Source organism: Mycobacterium sp. NGS39 (genome assembly GCF_059812765.1).
This window is the reverse complement of record NZ_JCALDH010000001.1, coordinates 76,005-92,441: the sequence shown is the minus strand read 5'-3', so window position 1 is coordinate 92,441 and position 16,437 is coordinate 76,005. Positions and strand designations below refer to the sequence as shown.

Sequence of the window (16,437 nt, the reverse complement as noted above, 5' to 3'; positions counted from 1 at the left end):
AAAACTAGAACACGTTCTACCAGCGTTGTCGAGGGGCGACATATCGGTGTAAGGAGGAGCCATGACCTACAAGAAGGCGATACTGGCCGGCGGCTGCTTTTGGGGCATGCAAGAGCTGATCCGCAAGCAGCCCGGGGTGGTCAGCACCCGCGTCGGCTACACCGGCGGCGAGAACGCGAACGCCACCTACCGCAACCACCCCGGTCACGCCGAAGCCGTCGAGATCATCTACGACCCAGAGCAGACCGATTTCCGCACGCTGCTGGAGTTCTTCTTCCAGATACACGACCCGACCACGAAAAACCGGCAGGGCAACGACGTCGGCACCAGCTACCGCTCGGCGATCTTCTATCTCGACGACGAGCAGAAGCAGATCGCGCTGGACACGATCTCCGACGTCGAAGCGTCGGGACTGTGGCCCGGCAAGGTGGTCACCGAGGTCACCCCGGCGAGCGACTTCTGGGAGGCCGAGCCGGAGCATCAGGACTACCTGCAGCGCTATCCCAGCGGCTATACCTGCCACTACGTCCGTCCGGGCTGGAAGCTGCCCAGGCGCGCCGGCAGCACTCAGTAATCAGCTGCACTGCGGCAGCGAGCGCAGCGCATCCGACTCGAAAGCCACGCGCTCACCGGAGTCGTCGAGAACCAGTTGCAGTTCGCCTGATTCGACGAACCGCCGACCGTCATCGGCCGACAGCAGCCATTGCGCACCGTCTCCCGGCCACCGGCCGCCGACCACGCGGATCTTGCCGTCGTCGTCCGACTTGACGCAGCTCACCGGCAACTGCGGTGGGACCTGCCGGAAATACACCGCGAGCCGTTGCCGATTCAGGTTGGTGCCCACCGGAATTCCGATCACCGGAAGTTCGGTTCCGCTCGGCCGGTCGCTGAGTGCCTTGCGTACCTCGCGTGAGCCCATCCCGGCACCGAACCAGTTGAGCGTGAACACAGTGGAGAGGTAGTCGACGATCGCGAACGCCAGCAACCCACCCGCCCCGGCCGCGCCCACACCCGCAGCACCGACGGCGGCCGTCACCGGCAGCGCCAGCAGACCGACCACCGCGGCCACTCCCACCGCGGTCGCGGCGTGGCCCGCAGCGGTGAGGCTGAAGTTAGGCTGCACAACGGGTTTGGCCGTCTGGCTGGGCCGCACACCCACGGTGCGCGGTAGTTCGGCGATCCGGTCGTTGGCCCGCTTGACCTCCGCCTCGTATTCCTCTTCGCTCAATTCTCCGGCGCTTCGGCGTTCGCCGGCCTGCTGCAGTGCGCGCTGCAACTCCTCCATCGTCTCGCCGGTGAAGGTTCTGGTCTCATTGCCCACCGCATCGCGGGGGATGTCGTCGAGCACCATGTCGTAGGTGATCGTGAACGCCGCGTCGAAGTCGTAGAACTTGCTGTGCGCGTTGACTTTTCCGTCGATTACCAGGCGGCCGTCCCCGGTGCGGGGCGTGATGTCGGCGTCCAGTGATTCGAGCACACGCTCGTCGCCGCCGATCATCACGGTCTTCGGGCCGTTGAGCAGACACGGCGCGTCGGGGTCGAAGTCGGACTCGTCGAGATTGAACGTCGACTTCACAGTGTCACGCACCTCGCGCAGGATGCTCCACCCGGTGACGGCTAAAGCCGTGTGCTCGCCGGGGTTTTCGGCGAGTACTGACGCGGGCAGCTCTTCGCCGGCCGGCAGTTCGCGCAGCGTCTTCAGTTGCACGACGATGGACTCGTGCGGGCGGCCGCCGACCTCGTAGCGTTGCACCACCGCGTCGAGCTCCTTGACGGTGCTGTCGTCGTCCGCGGCCGGGTCGACGTCCATGGTAGTGGGCAGCACGCCCACGATGCCGTCCTCGCCGAGTGCTCCCACCTCCGGGCCGACCGCCTCGGCGATCTGCGCGGCGATGAAGTCCAGCACCGCGGTGCGGGCGTCGTCGTCGGAGATTCCGGGGTGGCGCAGCTTCTGCAGATTCACCAGCAGCTCACCGGCGACGCAGTGGGTGATCCAGTACGCCTCGGCGTCGTCTAGGTCCCAGGTGACGCGCGGATCCTTCCCGCTGAACGTGGTGTCGCCGTTGGGTATTCGCTCGACACCGGGACCGTAGAGACGTGCACCGTCGTCGGCTGCACTTGCCACCAGCACCGGCGCATCCTGCGATTTGAAATTCAGCGCAATGGTCTGCTTGCCGGGCTCGGGCTCGCGGCATTCAAGTTGTTCGTGAATGGTGAGCCGGCCCATCAGCGGGATCTCGTTGTACGGGATCTGCCGCGACTCCCCGGCGCGCGGACCGTCGGGCACTGTGACTGTGCGCGGCGGCAGCGGCACCAGCGGGATGCAGGTGACGGACTCGATCGCGAGCTTGGAGTCGAAGATCGCCAGGTCGATCGCAAAGTGCCGCAGTGGATCCCGTTCTTGGCTGTCGACTTGCTCTCGCCACAGCCGCCCGCGGGCGTCTTCGACGAACCAGACCCGGTCCAGCGTGAGGTCCAGCGTGGCGGTCGCGGTGAAGCCGGGGCCGTTGGCCGGCTGTGAATACTTCTCGCCGCCGAAGAACTCGAGCGTGAGATCCTGCACCCGCTGTCGATGGATCTCGACCATGGTGTCGGGGCGATCCATGGCTGAACAGTTAGCCAGCCTGGCCGCGGCTCAAACGTCAGCGGTGATGCATGACGATCCGCCCGCCCCGCTTCGGCGTGTACGCCACGCCGCGAGAGTGCACCTTCTCGCCGGGGTCGGTGGTCGAGTCGAGCTCGAAATGGCGCAGCACCGTCCGCAGCACCACATCCATCTCGGTGTTCGCGAACGCCGCACCCAGGCAGCGCCGGGTCCCGCCACCGAACGGCACCCACGCGAACGTCGGCGGTCGGTTGCCGACAAACCGGTACGGGTCGAACCGCTCCGGCTCGAGGAACGCGGTCTCGTGCAGCTGCGCGATGCTGACGACGATCGAGTACCCCTGCGGGATACGCCAGTCACCGAGTTCGAACACGGGCGCCGCGACGTGGCGGCCTGCGAAGTCGATCACGGTCCGCGCCCGCTGCACCTCGAGGATGGTCGCCTGACGCAACTCGTTGCCGTCGCCGTCGGCCTCCTCGGCAAGCGCGGCGACCACGTCGGGGTGCCGGCGCAGCCGCTCGAACGCCCAGGCCAGCGTCGACGCGGTGGTCTCGTGGCCCGCGGCGACCAGCGTCAGCAGCTCGTCGGAGATGTCCCGGTGCGACATCGGCGAGCCGTCGTCGTAGCGGCTGCGCAGCATCAGCGCCAGGATGTCGGTGCGCTCGTCGAAGTACGGGTCGGCTTCGGCCTTGGCGATCAGGGTCTCGACGATCGCGTCGAACCGCTGATGCGACGCCGCCAGCCGGCCCCACGGGCTGAACCGGCCGTATGTCCGTGACGGCTGGGGCAGAGTGGCCAGCCGCGAGCCGAGCTTCACCCAGCCGGGTATCAGCCAGCGCAGGTCTTCGAGCTCGGTGCCCTCGGCGCCGAACACCGCACGCAGGATCACATTCAGCGTGATCCGCATCATCGGCTCCAGCGTCCGAAACTCTTGTCCTACAGGCCAATTCGCAGCTTCGCGAAGGGTCTCTTCTTCGATGATCCGTTCGTAGTTCTTGATGCTCTTGCCGTGGAACGGCGGGTGCAGCAGCTTGCGACGGTTGCGGTGCTCGGCGCGGTCGAGCGCGAAGATCGAGCCCGGCCCTAATACCCGGCTGAGGTTGGGCTGGATGTTGAGCAGATCGTCGGTGCTGGCCATGAACACCTGCTTGACCAGGGCGGGCTCGGCGACCACGACGGTGTGGCCGAACACCGGAATGTCGAGCGTGAACACGTTGCCGTAGCGGCGGGCGGCTTGCCGAATGGTCCAGCGACGGGACACCACGAAGCCCACGCCCTGCACCGGACGGGGCAGTGGCACTTGCGGTGGGAGTTTGGCAGGCGGCGGCGCGCTGCCGCTTTCGACGAGGTTCAGGGCCGCTTCGCTCATCGCTCACTCCCAACCGCGGTCGTGGTACCACGCAGTACCAAGGTGTCATGTTGTACGGTACCGGTTAGTACCGTGCCGATCAAGACTCAACCGTGGACAGGAGGCGCGATGACGGTGGCCGACATCGCCGTCACGGCTTCCGAGCAAGACATCGAGCACCCGTTTCGACGCCGACTGCTCGACGGCCTGGCCGAGTCGATCGCCGAGCGGGGGTACCGCGACACCACGATCGCCGACATCGTCCGGCACGCCCGCACCTCGAAGCGCACCTTCTACCAGGAGTTCGACGGCAAGGAGCAGTGTTTCGTCGAGTTGCTGCGCACGGCGATCGAGGACATGGTCGTCCAGATCAAGGCTGCCGTCGACCCAGAAGCCAACTGGCAGAAGCAAATTCACCAAGCTATCGACGCCTACGTCGGCGTCATCGAGTCACGCCCGGCCGTCGCGCTGAGCTGGATCCGCGAGCTGCCTGCGCTCGGTGCCGCAGTGCGGTCGGTGCAGCGGCACAACATCGAGGTGCTGACGCAGATGCTGGCCGAGGTGACCAGTAACCCCGGCTTTCAGCGCGCAGGCATGCGGCCGGCGTCCCCGGAGATGTCGGTGATCCTTCTCGGCGGCCTGCGGGAGTTGACCGCGTTGACAGTCGAGGACCGCAAGGATGTCCGCGAGATCGTCGACACCGCGGTGGCTGCCTCGATCGCTCTGGTGTCGGCCGAAGCTCAGGTGTCCTGACGCGCGTCGCGTCGGTACCGGCTGACGAATCGGCGTCCGTTCACCAGGAATTCGAGATTTTCGGCCACATCCCGCAGCGGCTGAGGGCTGCGCAGCGACCGGCACAGGATCACCGCGCCCTCGATTGCGGCAAGCATGGTGGTGGCCAGCGTCGCCGCCTCGTCGTCGGGGAAGCCGTCGGCCACGAACGAGCGGGTGAGCGCATCGCGCAACTGTCCGAATATGCGTGCCGCATCGGCGGACAGCGGCGGATCCTCGTCGGTGCTGCTGATCGCCGCGGCGGCCACGGGACAGCCGGCCATGAAGTCGCTTTCGCGCAGTACGGCTTCCCACATCTCGACGAATTCGTGGACCAGCGCCATCGGGCCTCTGGCGGCCGCCTCGCCGATCGCGGTCGTCATCGATTCGCCGGCGAACTGCAGTGCTTCGGCCAGCAACTGATGGCGTCCGCCCGGGAAGTGGTGATACACCGAGCCACGGGGTGCACCGCTTCGGGCGAGCACCTCGTCGATGGTGACGCCGGCCGCACCGCGTTCCCTCAGCACTTCGGCGGCGCTGGTGAGCATCCGGCGCTTGGTCGCGCCTCGCTTAGCTCGTTGCCGCAGCATGTCCATGCTCGACGGCGCGCGTCACGCCGCGGAGTCGGCCGCCTGTACGGGACGGCCGGACCCGCGGACTTCTTTGCGGCGCCACGTCCGGCAGCTGTGGTACCAGGACTTCTTCCCGCCGTCGTCGTGGGCCGAACGCGTGAAGTGCAGTCCGGCGATGTTCAGCTCAATGTTCGTCATGGCGGTTTACCTTTCGCGGAGCGGTTGCATCTCCGCAGCCACGACTATGCCGCTAGCCATACTAACGGTCAAGAAGGCCGTGATCTGGCCGTTATCTTCGACGGCGCTTCCCTGCGCTGATTGCCAGAACTATGCGCCAAGTCATACTTTTTACGGGGTCATCACGACCTTGATCATCCCGTCCTGCTTCTTCTGGAACGTCTCGTAGGCCGCCGGCGCCTCGTCAAGGGACAACCGGTGGGTGGCAAAGGACTCGACGCCCAGCGGATCGTCGGACGTCAGCAGCCCCATGATGTCGGGAACCCAGCGCTTGACGTTGGCTTGGCCCATACGCAGCTGCACCTGCTTGTCGAACAGCGTCATCATGTTGATCGGGTCCGTGGCGCCGCCGTAGACGCCGGACAACGAAATCGTGCCGCCACGGCGCACCATGCCGATCGCGGCATTCAACGCGGCGAGCCGGTCGACGCCCGCGTTGCGCATCACCACCCGACCGACCGGCGACGGCAGGAAACCGGCCGCGGTCTGGGCGGCCTCGGCGATCGGCGAGCCGTGCGCCTCCATCCCGACTGCGTCGATCACCGAATCGGCGCCACGACCGTCGGTGGCGTCGACCACCACAGGTTCGGCGTCGTGCTCGTTGAGGTCGATCACCTCGGCGCCGAAGTCGCGGGCCCGGCTGAGCCGCTCCGGCACCAGATCCACGCCGATCACGCGACAGTTGCCGCGATACAACGCAATCCGGCACGCCATCGACCCGATCGGTCCGAGCCCGAGCACCACCAGCGTGCCGCCGTCGGGAACGGCGGCGTACTCCACGGCCTGCCATGCCGTCGGCAACACATCCGACAGATAGACATACCGTTCGTCGGGCCCGTCGTCGGGCACCTTGATGTGCGTGTACTGAGCCTGGGGCACGCGCAGGTACTCGGCTTGGCCGCCGGCGACTTCGCCATAGAGCTTGGAGTAGCCGAACAGCGCGGCTCCGGTGCCCTGGTCGCGGTTCTGCGTGGTCTCGCACTGGCTCTGCAGCCCGTGGTCGCACATGAAGCAGTGCCCGCACGAGATGTTGAACGGGATGACGACACGATCGCCGACCTTGAGGTCGCCCACCTCACGACCGACGTCTTCGACGACGCCCATCGCCTCGTGGCCCAGGATGTCGCCCGGTGTCATGAATGCGCCGAGCACTTCGTACAGGTGCAGGTCCGAGCCGCAGAGGTTGGTTTTCGTCACCCGGATGATCGCGTCGGTAGGTTCCTTGATCAATGGGTCGGGCACGTTGTCGACCGATACCTTGCGCTTGCCCTGCCACGTCACTGCTCGCATCAAACCTCCCGAAGTTGCTTGGACAGCCATGCCCGTTCGGGGTGGTGTCAAACATTTGGTGCGCCAACGCAACAAGTGTCGAGGCGCAGGTAAGCGGGTATAGGTTGCGCCAACACTCGACGCGGAGGTGACTAGTGAGCGTGACTTCGAAAGTGACGTACAAGGCCTTATCGATTGCGGCGAGCGTGGCCGGCGGTCTTCTGGCGGGCGCCGTGTTCAACCAGATCTGGAAACGCGTCGGCGAGTCCGAGGAGACGCCGGACCCGAAGGATCTCGGGCAGTCGTCACGTGAGGTGCTGACGGCCGCCGCGCTGCAGGGTCTGGTGTTCGGCGTGGTCCGCGCCGTGGTGGATCGGGCGGCGGCGCGCGGCTATCACGCCGTCACCCATGAGAACCCCGCCTAGCTAACCGGCCGAAATGTCACCCGACCCTGACGATCCGCGCAAGCCCGACTCGCCGACCGACCTCACCAAGCCCTCGCTGATCTATTCGGTGCGCATGGCGGTGCGCGAGTTCTCCCGCGACCAGTGCCTCGACCTGGCGGCGGCGTTGACGTACTACGCGGTGCTGTCCCTGTTTCCGGCACTGGTGGTGATGGTGTCGCTGCTCGGCGTGTTCGGCCAGGGCAAGCGAACCGTCGACACCGTGCTGCAGGTGATCGCCGACGTGGCGCCGCCGTCGACGGTCGACACCCTGCGCGGTCCGGTCCAGCAGTTGGTCGACTCTCCGTCGGCGGGTTTCGCGCTGGTTGTCGGTCTGCTGGGGGCGCTGTGGTCGGCGTCGGGATATGTCGGCGCGTTCAGCCGCGCGATGAACCGGATCTACGAGATCGAAGAGGGCCGACCGATCTGGAAGCTGCGCCCGCAGCAGTTGGCATTGACGTTGGCGGGGCTGGTGCTGGCGGCAGCCGTCGCGTTCATGTTGACGGTCAGCGGGCCGCTGGCGTCGGCGATCGGGGATGCGATCGGGCTGGGCGATGTGGCGATGGGCATTTGGCGGATCGGGCGGTGGCCGCTGATCTTGGCGTGCGTCGTGGTCGCGGTCGCGGTGCTCTATTACGCCACGCCGAATGTGCGGCAGCCGAAGTTCCGCTGGATCAGCGTCGGCGCGATGGTCGCGATCGTGGTGTGGGTGGTCGCGTCGATCGGGTTCGGCGTGTACGTCGCCAACTTCGCCAGTTACAACAAGACCTACGGCGCGCTAGGTGGGGTGATCGTCTTCCTGCTGTGGCTGTGGATCACGAATGTGGCCTTGCTGTTCGGTGCAGAGGTGGATTCGGAACTCGAGCGTGGCCGCGAACTGCAGGCCGGGCTGCCGGCTGAAGAGGAGCTGCAGTTGCCACCGCGCGACACGCGCCTTCTCGAGAAGAATCAGGCCAAGCAGGACAAGGACATCGAGCGTGGCACCGCGTTGCGGCAGTCCCGCGGGAAAGAGCAGTGATGGCCGCTAACCCGGTGCAGGGAGCCGTCGGCCGGGCCACCGACAACGACGCATTTCAGCTCGCGGCGCGCGCCGGGTTCGTGATCAGCGGCATCCTTCATCTGCTGGTCGGCTACATCGTCGCGCACATCGCGCTCGGGTCGGCCGGAACCGCCGACCAGTCGGGCGCACTGGCCGCGCTGGCAGCCGGACCCGGCGGAGCCGCGTTGCTGTGGGCAACTGCCGCCGGCTTGGCCGCATTGGGCCTGTGGCGACTGGCCGAGACCGTCGTCGGCCAGCACCCCAGCGAACGCAAGGTGGAGGAGCACGGCATCACGCAAGTGACCAACCGGCTCAAGTCTTTTGGCATCGCTGTCGTCTATTTCGCGATCGCATTCTCCGCGGCCAAGTTCGCGACCGGCGGCAACGAGCCGAGCACGGCACGTAACGCCGGGCTGAGTGCGCGGCTCATGCAGCACGGGTGGGGAGAGTTCCTGCTTGTGGTGATCGGTTTGGCGGTTGTGGCGGTGGGCGGGTATCACGTCCACAAGGGTGTGACGAAGCGTTTCCTGGACGACGTGACCGTTGCGGGTGGCCCGCTGCTCATCCCGCTGGGCATCGCCGGGTACGTTGCCAAGGGCCTGGTGCTGGCCGGTGCGGGCGTTCTGCTGATCGTCGCGACGATGACTTCGGATCCCGCCAAAGCAACAGGCATCGACGGTGCCGTGAAGACCTTGGGTGCGGCACCGTTCGGCAAAGTGCTGTTGATTGCAGCGGCGCTCGGGTTCGCCGCGTTCGGGTTGTATAGCTTTGCCCACAGCCGCTACTGCCGGTTGTAAATGGATCGTCGACAGGAAGGTGCCCGCGTGACCGAGGCTCCGAGGGAAGAACGCTCGTGGGAACAGTGGCCGGGCAAGGCCTATCCGCTGGGCGCGTCCTACGACGGGTCGGGCACCAACTTCGCGATCTTCAGCGAGGTCGCCGAGCGGGTGGAGTTGTGCCTGTTCGACGCCGACGGGACCGAGTCACGCGTGACGCTCAACGAGGTCGACGGATTCGTGTGGCACGGTTTTCTGCCGCAGGTCGAGCCGGGACAGTGCTACGGGTACCGGGTGTACGGGCCGTACGATCCCGCCGCAGGACACCGGTGCAATCCGAACAAGCTGCTGCTGGACCCGTATGCCAAGGCCATCGACGGCAACTTCGAATGGAACCAAGCGCTTTTCAGCTACAACTTCGGCGACCCCGACAGCCGCAACGACGAGGACTCGGCACCGCACATGCCGAAATCGGTGGTCATCAACCCCTACTTCGACTGGGGTGTCGACCGCCCGCCCGGCCACGAGTACGCGAACACGGTGATCTACGAGGCGCACGTCAAGGGCATGACTCAGCTGCACCCTGACATTCCCGATCGCATCCGCGGCACCTACGCAGGGATCGCGCATCCGGCGATCATCGAGCATCTGCAGAAGCTTCGCGTCACAGCGATCGAACTGATGCCGGTGCACCACTTCGCCAACGACTCGCACCTCGTCGAGAAGGGCCTGTCAAACTACTGGGGCTACAACACAATTGGGTTCTTTGCACCCGATTTCAAATACGGCTCCAGCACCACCCCGGGCGGACAGGTGCAGGAGTTCAAGACCATGGTGCGCACCCTGCACGAGGCGGACATCGAGGTGATCCTCGATGTCGTCTACAACCACACCGCCGAGGGGAACCATCTAGGCCCGACGCTGTCGATGCGCGGGATCGACAATGCCGCCTACTACCGCCTCGTCGACAACGACAAGCGCTACTACATGGACTACACCGGCACCGGCAACAGCCTCAACGTCGGGCATCCGCACACGCTGCAGCTGATCATGGATTCGCTTCGGTACTGGGTGACCGAGATGCACGTCGACGGATTCCGATTCGACCTGGCGTCGACGCTGGCCCGGGAGTTCTACGACGTCGACCGGCTGGCCGCGTTTTTCGAACTGGTGCAACAGGATCCCATCGTCAGCCAGGTGAAGCTGATCGCCGAACCGTGGGATGTCGGCCCGGGCGGATATCAGGTGGGCAACTTCCCGCCGCAGTGGACGGAATGGAACGGCAAGTTCCGCGACACCGTGCGCGACTACTGGCGCGGAGAGCCGGCGACGCTCGACGAGTTCGCGTCGCGGCTGACCGGGTCGGCTGATCTGTACGAGCACACCGGACGGCGGCCCGTGGCGTCGATCAACTTCGTCACTTGCCATGACGGGTTCACGCTGCGAGACCTGGTGTCCTACAACGAGAAACACAACGAGGCCAATGGCGAGGACAACCGCGACGGCGAAAGCCACAATCGGTCGTGGAACTGCGGCGTCGAGGGACCCACGGACGACCCGGCGGTCAACGAGCTGCGGGCGCGTCAGCAGCGCAACTTCTTGGCCACCCTGTTGCTTTCGCAGGGCGTGCCGATGATCAGCCACGGTGACGAGTTGGGCCGGACTCAGCGCGGCAACAACAACGGCTACTGCCAGGACAACGAGATCACCTGGATCCATTGGGACGAGGCCGACACCGCGTTGACGGAGTTCACGCAAGAGGTGTCCGCGTTGCGCACCGAGCATCCGGTGTTCCGTCGTCGCCGGTTCTTCACCGGCCGGCCGGTGCGCCGGCGCGGCGCCGAAGGCCTGCCCGACATCTCGTGGTTCCGGCCGGACGGCTCGGAGATGAGCGACGACGATTGGGAGGCCGGCTTCGGCCGGTCGATCGCCGTCTATCTGAACGGACTCGGCATTCCCGACCTCGACGCGCGCGGGCAGCGGGTGACCGACGACTCGTTCGTGCTGTGCTTCAACGCTCACGACGAGGCGCTCGACTTCACTCTGCCGCCAGCGGAATTCGGGTCGGCGTGGTTGCCGGTGGTCAACACGGCCGTCATCGCGCCGACGGACGGGCCGGAGCCCAAGCCGATCGCGGCCGCCGGCATGCTGAAGGTGGAGTCACGCGCAATGGTGGTGCTCAAGAACGTATCGGAGTGAGCCCTTGGTGCCCTAGGCTTTGTCGAGGGTTGACTCCTGGTGGAGGTGATCGATCATGGTTCGTGCACTACGCGTTCTGACCACCGCGGGTGTGGCCGCGCTGGCCGTCGCAGTGTCCACCGCCGCACCTGCGGCTGCCGGGGAGAGCGAGTACCTGCATCTGCTGGCGCCGAAGTATCCGTTCCTGAGTAACCAGCAATTGCTCAACGAAGGCCACCGGGTGTGCCGCGCGATCGACAGCGGCATGATCTCCCCCGATGCCGCCAAAATGGTGCAAGACGATCTCAAGGCGTCACTGGCTGTCGCGGTTGATATCGTCAGCACTGCCGCTGTCACACTCGGCTGCTGATCTCGAATATCTCTGCGCGCCAGCGGTTTTGAGACGGCCTCAGAACGGGGGCGGGTCATCGTCGTCGTCCGTCATTCTCCTGCGCTCGATGTCCCACATGTCGGGCCGCTTTTGCTGCGGTGGCGGCTTTTCGGCTCGTGCAGCGCTCGGTTGGCATCGATACTCGGCAAGAGCGGCCGCGTTGAGTTTGCGCTCCTGCGCGATGTGGTGGGCGCGGTCAGCCGCGCGGCTGCGGCGCCGCCGCGGCATCATAAGCCCGCGACCGGCAACCGGGTCTGCCGACACCGGTCGTTTGGGAAGCGCGGCGGTAGTGGTGTTCCATGCGGGGAAGAAGATTCGGCTCCCGGGCAGTGTCTTGTAGGTTCTGCCGCTGGGCGCCTTCCAGATCACGGTGCCGTCGGGTAATTGCTCGTCAACCCACCCGTCGATGCCTGTCCAGAAAGTCTTGAGCAAGTGGTGTTTTCGGCATAGCGACTTGAGGTTGGACGGGTGGGTCGGGCCGAGCGGCCACGGAATCGTATGGTCGACATCGCACAGTTCGGCCGGGTGCTCGCATCCGGGGAAACGGCATGTGAGATCTCGGCAGCGCACGAATTCGGCCATCTTGGCTGACGGGACATAGCCCGGTTCGGGCATGGTGCCGGGGGTGTAGACCTGCTTGACGGTGGCGCCGCGGTGAATCAGCTCGGCCAACAGCGGACTCGGCACGATGCCCCCGCGACCCAACAAGCCCACTGCCGGTGCGTGCTCCGGTGGCGGCGACGGTTCCGACTCGCCGGCGGCGGGTTCTTCCCCTGACATCCGCGAATCGGGCTGGGCGTCAAGAGCGGAGGCGTCGGTGACCACGTGGATCACGACGTTGGCCGCTCTCGCGTCGGCACCGCCGGCCGAGCAGTCCGGGTTGTTGCAACCACACGCCAACCGGTCGGCCCCTGCCGCCAGCGCCCCGAGCGCGTCGGCACGGCGCTGTGCGATGGTACGCGGGTCGTCGTCGCAGACTCCGTGGGCCATGGTCATTAGTCGGCGGTCCAACACCGCGGCGTCACTGGCGTAGAGCCGACCCCACACCGCGGTGGTATCGCGTGCGTCGTCCTTTTTACCCACATACAAATCGCGGCTGCGCGCGCGCTGACGCAGCTGTCGGCGTGCATCCGGATCACGGCGATCAATCCACACGTCTATCGCCTGAGCCAATTTGTAATCCGACAACTCGCCGAAGCTGCCGGCGCGCTCTGCCAGCGCTGAATCGATGTACTCCAGCACCGCCTCGTCCTCGACGAGATGGGTGTGCCAGGCAATCGCCGAGATGACCCGGTAGCTGACCTTCCCGTCCAGGAAGAGCGCAGCCACCTTGGGCACGCGGTCACGCAATGTCAGGCTCAACGACATTTGGCTCGACGCCTTTTTCGGACTGGTGCCCAACGCTGCAGCTACCTCGCCAGCGACGCTGTCCCAGCCATCGCAGGCCCAGTGCGCGCGATCGCCTTCCTTGTCGCAGCGCCGTCCGGTGAGTTCGGCAATTGCCGCCAACCGGCGCGCACAGGCCGCCGCCTCGATGCGGTTCCATCGCTCGATCGCCGCGACCACGGTCTCGTCGTCGGCTGCGCGCAGCGCCTCGGGTTCGGGCGGTAGCGATTCGAACATGTGTTCGAGTATAGCTGAATCCACTGACCGATCGAGCGCTTCGTCGCGAACCTGTGGATGAACCGAATCAGTTGCTCGGGTGACGGAATGGGCAGCCCCGTATTGCGCCGACGACGTAGAGCAGTCCGGTACCGAGTGAGGCGAACTGGACTAGTGCCGCGCGGCGCGCCCGACGCGCATTGACCGCAATCGCCTCACGATCCAGAACCTTCAGCAGCAACACTAACCCCAACCGGCGGATGCTGGATCCGGCGGCGCGCATGGTCCACCAGCAGCGCGGTCAGGATTCCGTGCGTTCGGCCCGCGGTGCGGTCCGCGGTATAACCCACGAAAGCTACTGTCGCCGAGGCTAATTCGCGTGTCTGAGCGGACCGCATGAGAACCCCTTCTGCCAAGCGTTCCATCACTACCAATCCTTCGTTGACCAGTCGGCCGAAGCAACAGCGACGATGGAGTGAAACAAGCGATGACATGCAGATCGGAGTCGAACTTTCATGAGCACCGGGCGCCCCAATGTACTCATCATCGGCGGAGGGTTCGGCGGTCTGTTCTGCGCCCGCCGACTCGGACGCGTCGATGTGGACGTCACGCTTCTCGACCGCACCGCCTGCCACGTCTTTCAGCCGCTGCTCTACCAATGTGCAACAGGAACGCTGAGCATCGGCCAGATCAGCCGGTCGCTGCGCGAAGAACTGGCCCGCCACCGCAACGTCACGACCCTGCTCGGCGAAGCCATCAGACTCGACGCTGATGCACGCCGAGTCACCGCCCGTCGTCCCGATGAATCGACATTCGACCTCGACTACGACTACTTGGTGATCGCGGCCGGCATGCGCCAGTCCTATTTCGGCAACGAAGAGTTCGCCGCATGGGCACCCGGAATGAAGACGCTTGACGACGCATTGAGCATTCGCCGTCGAGTGTTCGCAGCGTTCGAGATCGCTGAGAGCTTGCCGCCTGGTCCACAGCGAGACCAATGGCTTACGTTCGCCGTCACCGGAGCAGGGCCTACGGGTGTCGAATTGGCCGGGCAGATCCGGGAACTGGCGACCCGTTCGCTAGCCAACGAGTTCCACAGCATCAAGCCGGAGGACGCGCGGGTGCTGTTGTTCGACGGCGGAGACCGGGTCCTCAAGAGCTTCGCACCGGCGCTCGGCGAGCGCGCGTCACGGACGTTGGAGACATTGGGCGTCGAACTGCACCTCGGCGTGCACGTCATCGATGTCCGACGCGACGGGGTGGCCGTGAGCCCGAAAGATGGTGGCCCGCAACAGAATTACGCCACCCGCACGGTGCTGTGGACGGCCGGTGTGGAGGCCGTCCCCTTTGCGCGGCACGCAGCGGAGGTGTTGGGCGCCAAGACCGACCGATCCGGGCGCATCGCGGTGAACTCGGACCTGTCCGTGCCCGGACATCCCGAGGTTTTCGTCATCGGTGACTTGGCTGGGCGTGACGGCCTGCCTGGGGTGGCAGAGAACGCCATGCAGGGCGGGTGGCACGTGGCCGCCTGCATCCGGCGCGAGCTCGGCAGAGGCGGACGCAAGGATTACCGCTACCGCGACCTCGGCTCAGCGGCGTACATCAGCCGTGGCCACGCGCTTCTGCAGGCGGGACCCCTCAAGATCACGGGCGTCCTCGGTTGGCTGGCCTGGGGTTTCATCCACATCGCCTTTCTCACCGGGGTACGCAACCGCTTCAGCACCGTTGCAACGTGGATGGCGAGCATTGCGCGGGCCAACCGCAGCGACCGCACGTTCATCCTCGGCGGTTCGGGCCACCCCGAGGAGCCATACACATGGGAATCACCGGTACATCAGGGACACCACAGTCTTGACGGGAAGCCGAAGCAGCATTAAGCCGACCACATGGCGGTAGAAATCACCGATCTCCTCGGCTCCCGACTCGACACTCTGCGCTACCAACCCACCGCGAAACGGCTACGCGCCGCGGTGAACCACCACGTCGTCGTCGACACCTGCGACGGTCTTCTGGTCTGGGAGCCCCGGCGCGTCGTTCCCACGTACGCCGTTCCACTGCAAGCGGTTTCAGCGCAGCTACAGCCGACCATGAACGGTCCGGGGCCGGTCGATGCGCCCATCCTGGACCCCAGCAATCCTTTCGCCCACCACACCAGCCCCGGCCAGGCCTACGACGTCGCGGTCGCCGGTATCACGCTGCCGTCAGCCGCTTTTCGCCCCGCCGACCCAGATCTGGCACGTCATGTCGTGCTGGATTTCGCCGCTTTCGACTGGCGCGAAGAGGACGAGCCGATAGTCGCTCATCCCCATGATCCGTTTCACCGCATCGATATCCTGCGCAGCAGCCGCCATGTCCGCATCGAGCTCGACGGGCAGGTTCTCGCGGAGTCGACGCAGCCCGTGCTGTTGTTCGAAACGCTTCTGCGCGTGCGGTACTACCTTCCTCCCGAAGACGTCGCCGTGCGCCTGGAACCCAGCGACACTGTCACCTATTGTGCGTACAAGGGCCGCGCGTCGTACTTCTCGCTGCCCGGCGGACCGCGCGACATCGCCTGGACCTACCGCAGCCCGCTACGAGAAGCCGCCCCTATCGAAGGCCTCGTCTGCTTCTTCGACGAGCAACTCGACGTCACGGTCGACGGCGCTACCGTGGGGTCATGAAGGCGCTGATCATCACCGATGTCCAAAACGATTTCTGTGAAGGCGGCACCCTGGAAGTCACCGGCGGCAGCCGCGTCGCGCGGGCAATCAACCACCACCTTGCAACCACCCACTACGATCATGTGGTGGCCACCAAGGATTTTCACGTCGACCCGGGCAGCCACTTCTCCGAGAACCCCGACTATCAGCACTCGTGGCCGCGGCACTGCGTCGCCGGCACACCCGGTGCTGAGTTTCACCCCGACCTATCCACCGAGCCGATCGAGGCGGTGTTCACCAAGGGCCGGTACTCAGCGGCGTACAGCGGCTTCGAAGGCACTGACGAGAACGGCACACTTCTTGCCGACTGGCTCAAGCAGCGGGGCGTCGACGAGGTCGTGGTGGTCGGCATCGCAACCGACTACTGCGTCCATGCGACCGCCCGTGACGCTGTCCGCCACGGGTTCAGGACGACGGTGCTGAGCGACCTGACAGCAGGCGTCGCGCCGGACACGTCGCACACCGCGCTCGACGATCTCCGCTCACGCGGCGTCGCAGTCGCCTGAT

At 65.7% G+C, this 16,437-nt stretch carries 16 protein-coding genes; 10 read left to right on the top strand and 6 right to left on the bottom strand.

From position 1 onward, the window contains the following. Nucleotides 1-61 precede the first annotated feature (61 nt). A complete protein-coding gene (gene msrA, locus AC5Y39_RS00455; protein ID WP_500015773.1) occupies nucleotides 62-574 on the top strand; it encodes a peptide-methionine (S)-S-oxide reductase MsrA in 513 nt (170 codons plus the stop codon). On the opposite strand, the gene AC5Y39_RS00450 is transcribed toward msrA, so the two are convergent. Both AC5Y39_RS00450 and AC5Y39_RS00445 read right to left on the bottom strand, forming a co-directional pair. Next, complete coding sequence (locus tag AC5Y39_RS00450) at nucleotides 575-2,605, bottom strand: hypothetical protein (protein ID WP_500015772.1); 2,031 nt, start codon at nucleotides 2,603-2,605, stop codon at nucleotides 575-577. It lies immediately after the preceding gene. Between the two features lie 37 nt (nucleotides 2,606-2,642). Continuing rightward, complete coding sequence (locus AC5Y39_RS00445) at nucleotides 2,643-3,974, bottom strand: cytochrome P450 (RefSeq protein WP_500015771.1); 1,332 nt, start codon at nucleotides 3,972-3,974, stop codon at nucleotides 2,643-2,645. Nucleotides 3,975-4,082: 108 nt separating this feature from the next. Here AC5Y39_RS00445 and AC5Y39_RS00440 point away from each other — a divergent pair, with 108 nt between their 5' ends. After that, nucleotides 4,083-4,706: a TetR/AcrR family transcriptional regulator gene (locus tag AC5Y39_RS00440; protein WP_500015770.1), complete on the top strand. Its 624-nt coding sequence runs from the start codon at nucleotides 4,083-4,085 to the stop codon at nucleotides 4,704-4,706. Here the strand turns inward: AC5Y39_RS00440 and AC5Y39_RS00435 are convergent. From AC5Y39_RS00435 to AC5Y39_RS00425, 3 genes are all read right to left on the bottom strand, one after another. Next, nucleotides 4,694-5,272, bottom strand: a complete 579-nt coding sequence (locus tag AC5Y39_RS00435; protein ID WP_500015769.1) for a TetR/AcrR family transcriptional regulator — start codon at nucleotides 5,270-5,272, stop codon at nucleotides 4,694-4,696. The two genes, AC5Y39_RS00440 and AC5Y39_RS00435, sit on opposite strands and share 13 nt — an antisense overlap. 63 nt (nucleotides 5,273-5,335) lie before the next feature. After that, nucleotides 5,336-5,494, bottom strand: a complete 159-nt coding sequence (locus AC5Y39_RS00430) for a hypothetical protein (protein WP_500015768.1) — start codon at nucleotides 5,492-5,494, stop codon at nucleotides 5,336-5,338. 150 nt (nucleotides 5,495-5,644) lie between these two features. Then, the gene (locus AC5Y39_RS00425) at nucleotides 5,645-6,823 is read right to left on the bottom strand and encodes a zinc-dependent alcohol dehydrogenase (protein WP_500015767.1); all 1,179 of its coding nucleotides are present in this window, start codon (nucleotides 6,821-6,823) and stop codon (nucleotides 5,645-5,647) included. Between the two features lie 134 nt (nucleotides 6,824-6,957). Between AC5Y39_RS00425 and AC5Y39_RS00420 the strand changes: the two genes are divergently transcribed. Genes AC5Y39_RS00420 through AC5Y39_RS00400 form a run of 5 tightly spaced genes read left to right on the top strand, consistent with a single transcriptional unit; the run spans nucleotide 6,958 to nucleotide 11,608 of the window. Then, nucleotides 6,958-7,227, top strand: a complete 270-nt coding sequence (locus tag AC5Y39_RS00420) for a DUF4235 domain-containing protein (RefSeq protein ID WP_500015766.1) — start codon at nucleotides 6,958-6,960, stop codon at nucleotides 7,225-7,227. 13 nt (nucleotides 7,228-7,240) lie between these two features. Then, complete coding sequence (locus tag AC5Y39_RS00415) at nucleotides 7,241-8,263, top strand: YihY/virulence factor BrkB family protein (RefSeq protein ID WP_500015765.1); 1,023 nt, start codon at nucleotides 7,241-7,243, stop codon at nucleotides 8,261-8,263. Then, nucleotides 8,263-9,081, top strand: coding sequence for a DUF1206 domain-containing protein (locus AC5Y39_RS00410; RefSeq protein WP_500015764.1), 819 nt, complete (start codon nucleotides 8,263-8,265; stop codon nucleotides 9,079-9,081). The genes AC5Y39_RS00415 and AC5Y39_RS00410 overlap by 1 nt, the downstream gene beginning before the upstream one ends. A gap of 27 nt (nucleotides 9,082-9,108) precedes the next feature. After that, nucleotides 9,109-11,259, top strand: a complete 2,151-nt coding sequence (gene glgX, locus AC5Y39_RS00405; RefSeq protein ID WP_500015763.1) for a glycogen debranching protein GlgX — start codon at nucleotides 9,109-9,111, stop codon at nucleotides 11,257-11,259. Nucleotides 11,260-11,314: 55 nt separating this feature from the next. After that, nucleotides 11,315-11,608 (top strand): DUF732 domain-containing protein, encoded by a 294-nt coding sequence (locus AC5Y39_RS00400; protein WP_500015761.1) that lies wholly within the window; start codon nucleotides 11,315-11,317, stop codon nucleotides 11,606-11,608. A gap of 39 nt (nucleotides 11,609-11,647) precedes the next feature. Here AC5Y39_RS00400 and AC5Y39_RS00395 read toward each other — a convergent pair whose 3' ends face one another. Next, complete coding sequence (locus tag AC5Y39_RS00395; RefSeq protein WP_500015759.1) at nucleotides 11,648-13,252, bottom strand: HNH endonuclease signature motif containing protein; 1,605 nt, start codon at nucleotides 13,250-13,252, stop codon at nucleotides 11,648-11,650. 494 nt (nucleotides 13,253-13,746) lie between these two features. Between AC5Y39_RS00395 and AC5Y39_RS00390 the strand changes: the two genes are divergently transcribed. The 3 genes from AC5Y39_RS00390 to AC5Y39_RS00380 are packed head-to-tail and all read left to right on the top strand — an operon-like array spanning nucleotide 13,747 to nucleotide 16,436. After that, nucleotides 13,747-15,108: an NAD(P)/FAD-dependent oxidoreductase gene (locus tag AC5Y39_RS00390; protein ID WP_500015757.1), complete on the top strand. Its 1,362-nt coding sequence runs from the start codon at nucleotides 13,747-13,749 to the stop codon at nucleotides 15,106-15,108. Between the two features lie 9 nt (nucleotides 15,109-15,117). Continuing rightward, entirely contained in the window at nucleotides 15,118-15,891 is a 774-nt protein-coding gene (locus AC5Y39_RS00385; RefSeq protein WP_500015755.1) for a DUF427 domain-containing protein, read from the top strand. Next, entirely contained in the window at nucleotides 15,888-16,436 is a 549-nt protein-coding gene (locus AC5Y39_RS00380) for a nicotinamidase (RefSeq protein ID WP_500015753.1), read from the top strand. The genes AC5Y39_RS00385 and AC5Y39_RS00380 overlap by 4 nt, the downstream gene beginning before the upstream one ends. Nucleotide 16,437: the final 1 nt, after the last annotated feature.

Coding starts and splice junctions, on each gene's coding strand:
- AC5Y39_RS00435 (WP_500015769.1), bottom strand. CDS start 5,272: ATGCTCACCAGCGCCGCCGAAGTGCTGAGGGAACGCGGTGCGGCCGGC.
- msrA (WP_500015773.1), top strand. CDS start 62: ATGACCTACAAGAAGGCGATACTGGCCGGCGGCTGCTTTTGGGGCATG.
- AC5Y39_RS00390 (WP_500015757.1), top strand. CDS start 13,747: ATGAGCACCGGGCGCCCCAATGTACTCATCATCGGCGGAGGGTTCGGC.
- AC5Y39_RS00400 (WP_500015761.1), top strand. CDS start 11,315: ATGGTTCGTGCACTACGCGTTCTGACCACCGCGGGTGTGGCCGCGCTG.
- AC5Y39_RS00445 (WP_500015771.1), bottom strand. CDS start 3,974: ATGAGCGAAGCGGCCCTGAACCTCGTCGAAAGCGGCAGCGCGCCGCCG.
- AC5Y39_RS00410 (WP_500015764.1), top strand. CDS start 8,263: ATGGCCGCTAACCCGGTGCAGGGAGCCGTCGGCCGGGCCACCGACAAC.
- AC5Y39_RS00385 (WP_500015755.1), top strand. CDS start 15,118: ATGGCGGTAGAAATCACCGATCTCCTCGGCTCCCGACTCGACACTCTG.
- AC5Y39_RS00395 (WP_500015759.1), bottom strand. CDS start 13,252: ATGTTCGAATCGCTACCGCCCGAACCCGAGGCGCTGCGCGCAGCCGAC.
- AC5Y39_RS00415 (WP_500015765.1), top strand. CDS start 7,241: ATGTCACCCGACCCTGACGATCCGCGCAAGCCCGACTCGCCGACCGAC.
- AC5Y39_RS00430 (WP_500015768.1), bottom strand. CDS start 5,494: ATGACGAACATTGAGCTGAACATCGCCGGACTGCACTTCACGCGTTCG.
- AC5Y39_RS00425 (WP_500015767.1), bottom strand. CDS start 6,823: ATGCGAGCAGTGACGTGGCAGGGCAAGCGCAAGGTATCGGTCGACAAC.
- AC5Y39_RS00380 (WP_500015753.1), top strand. CDS start 15,888: ATGAAGGCGCTGATCATCACCGATGTCCAAAACGATTTCTGTGAAGGC.
- AC5Y39_RS00440 (WP_500015770.1), top strand. CDS start 4,083: ATGACGGTGGCCGACATCGCCGTCACGGCTTCCGAGCAAGACATCGAG.
- AC5Y39_RS00450 (WP_500015772.1), bottom strand. CDS start 2,605: ATGGATCGCCCCGACACCATGGTCGAGATCCATCGACAGCGGGTGCAG.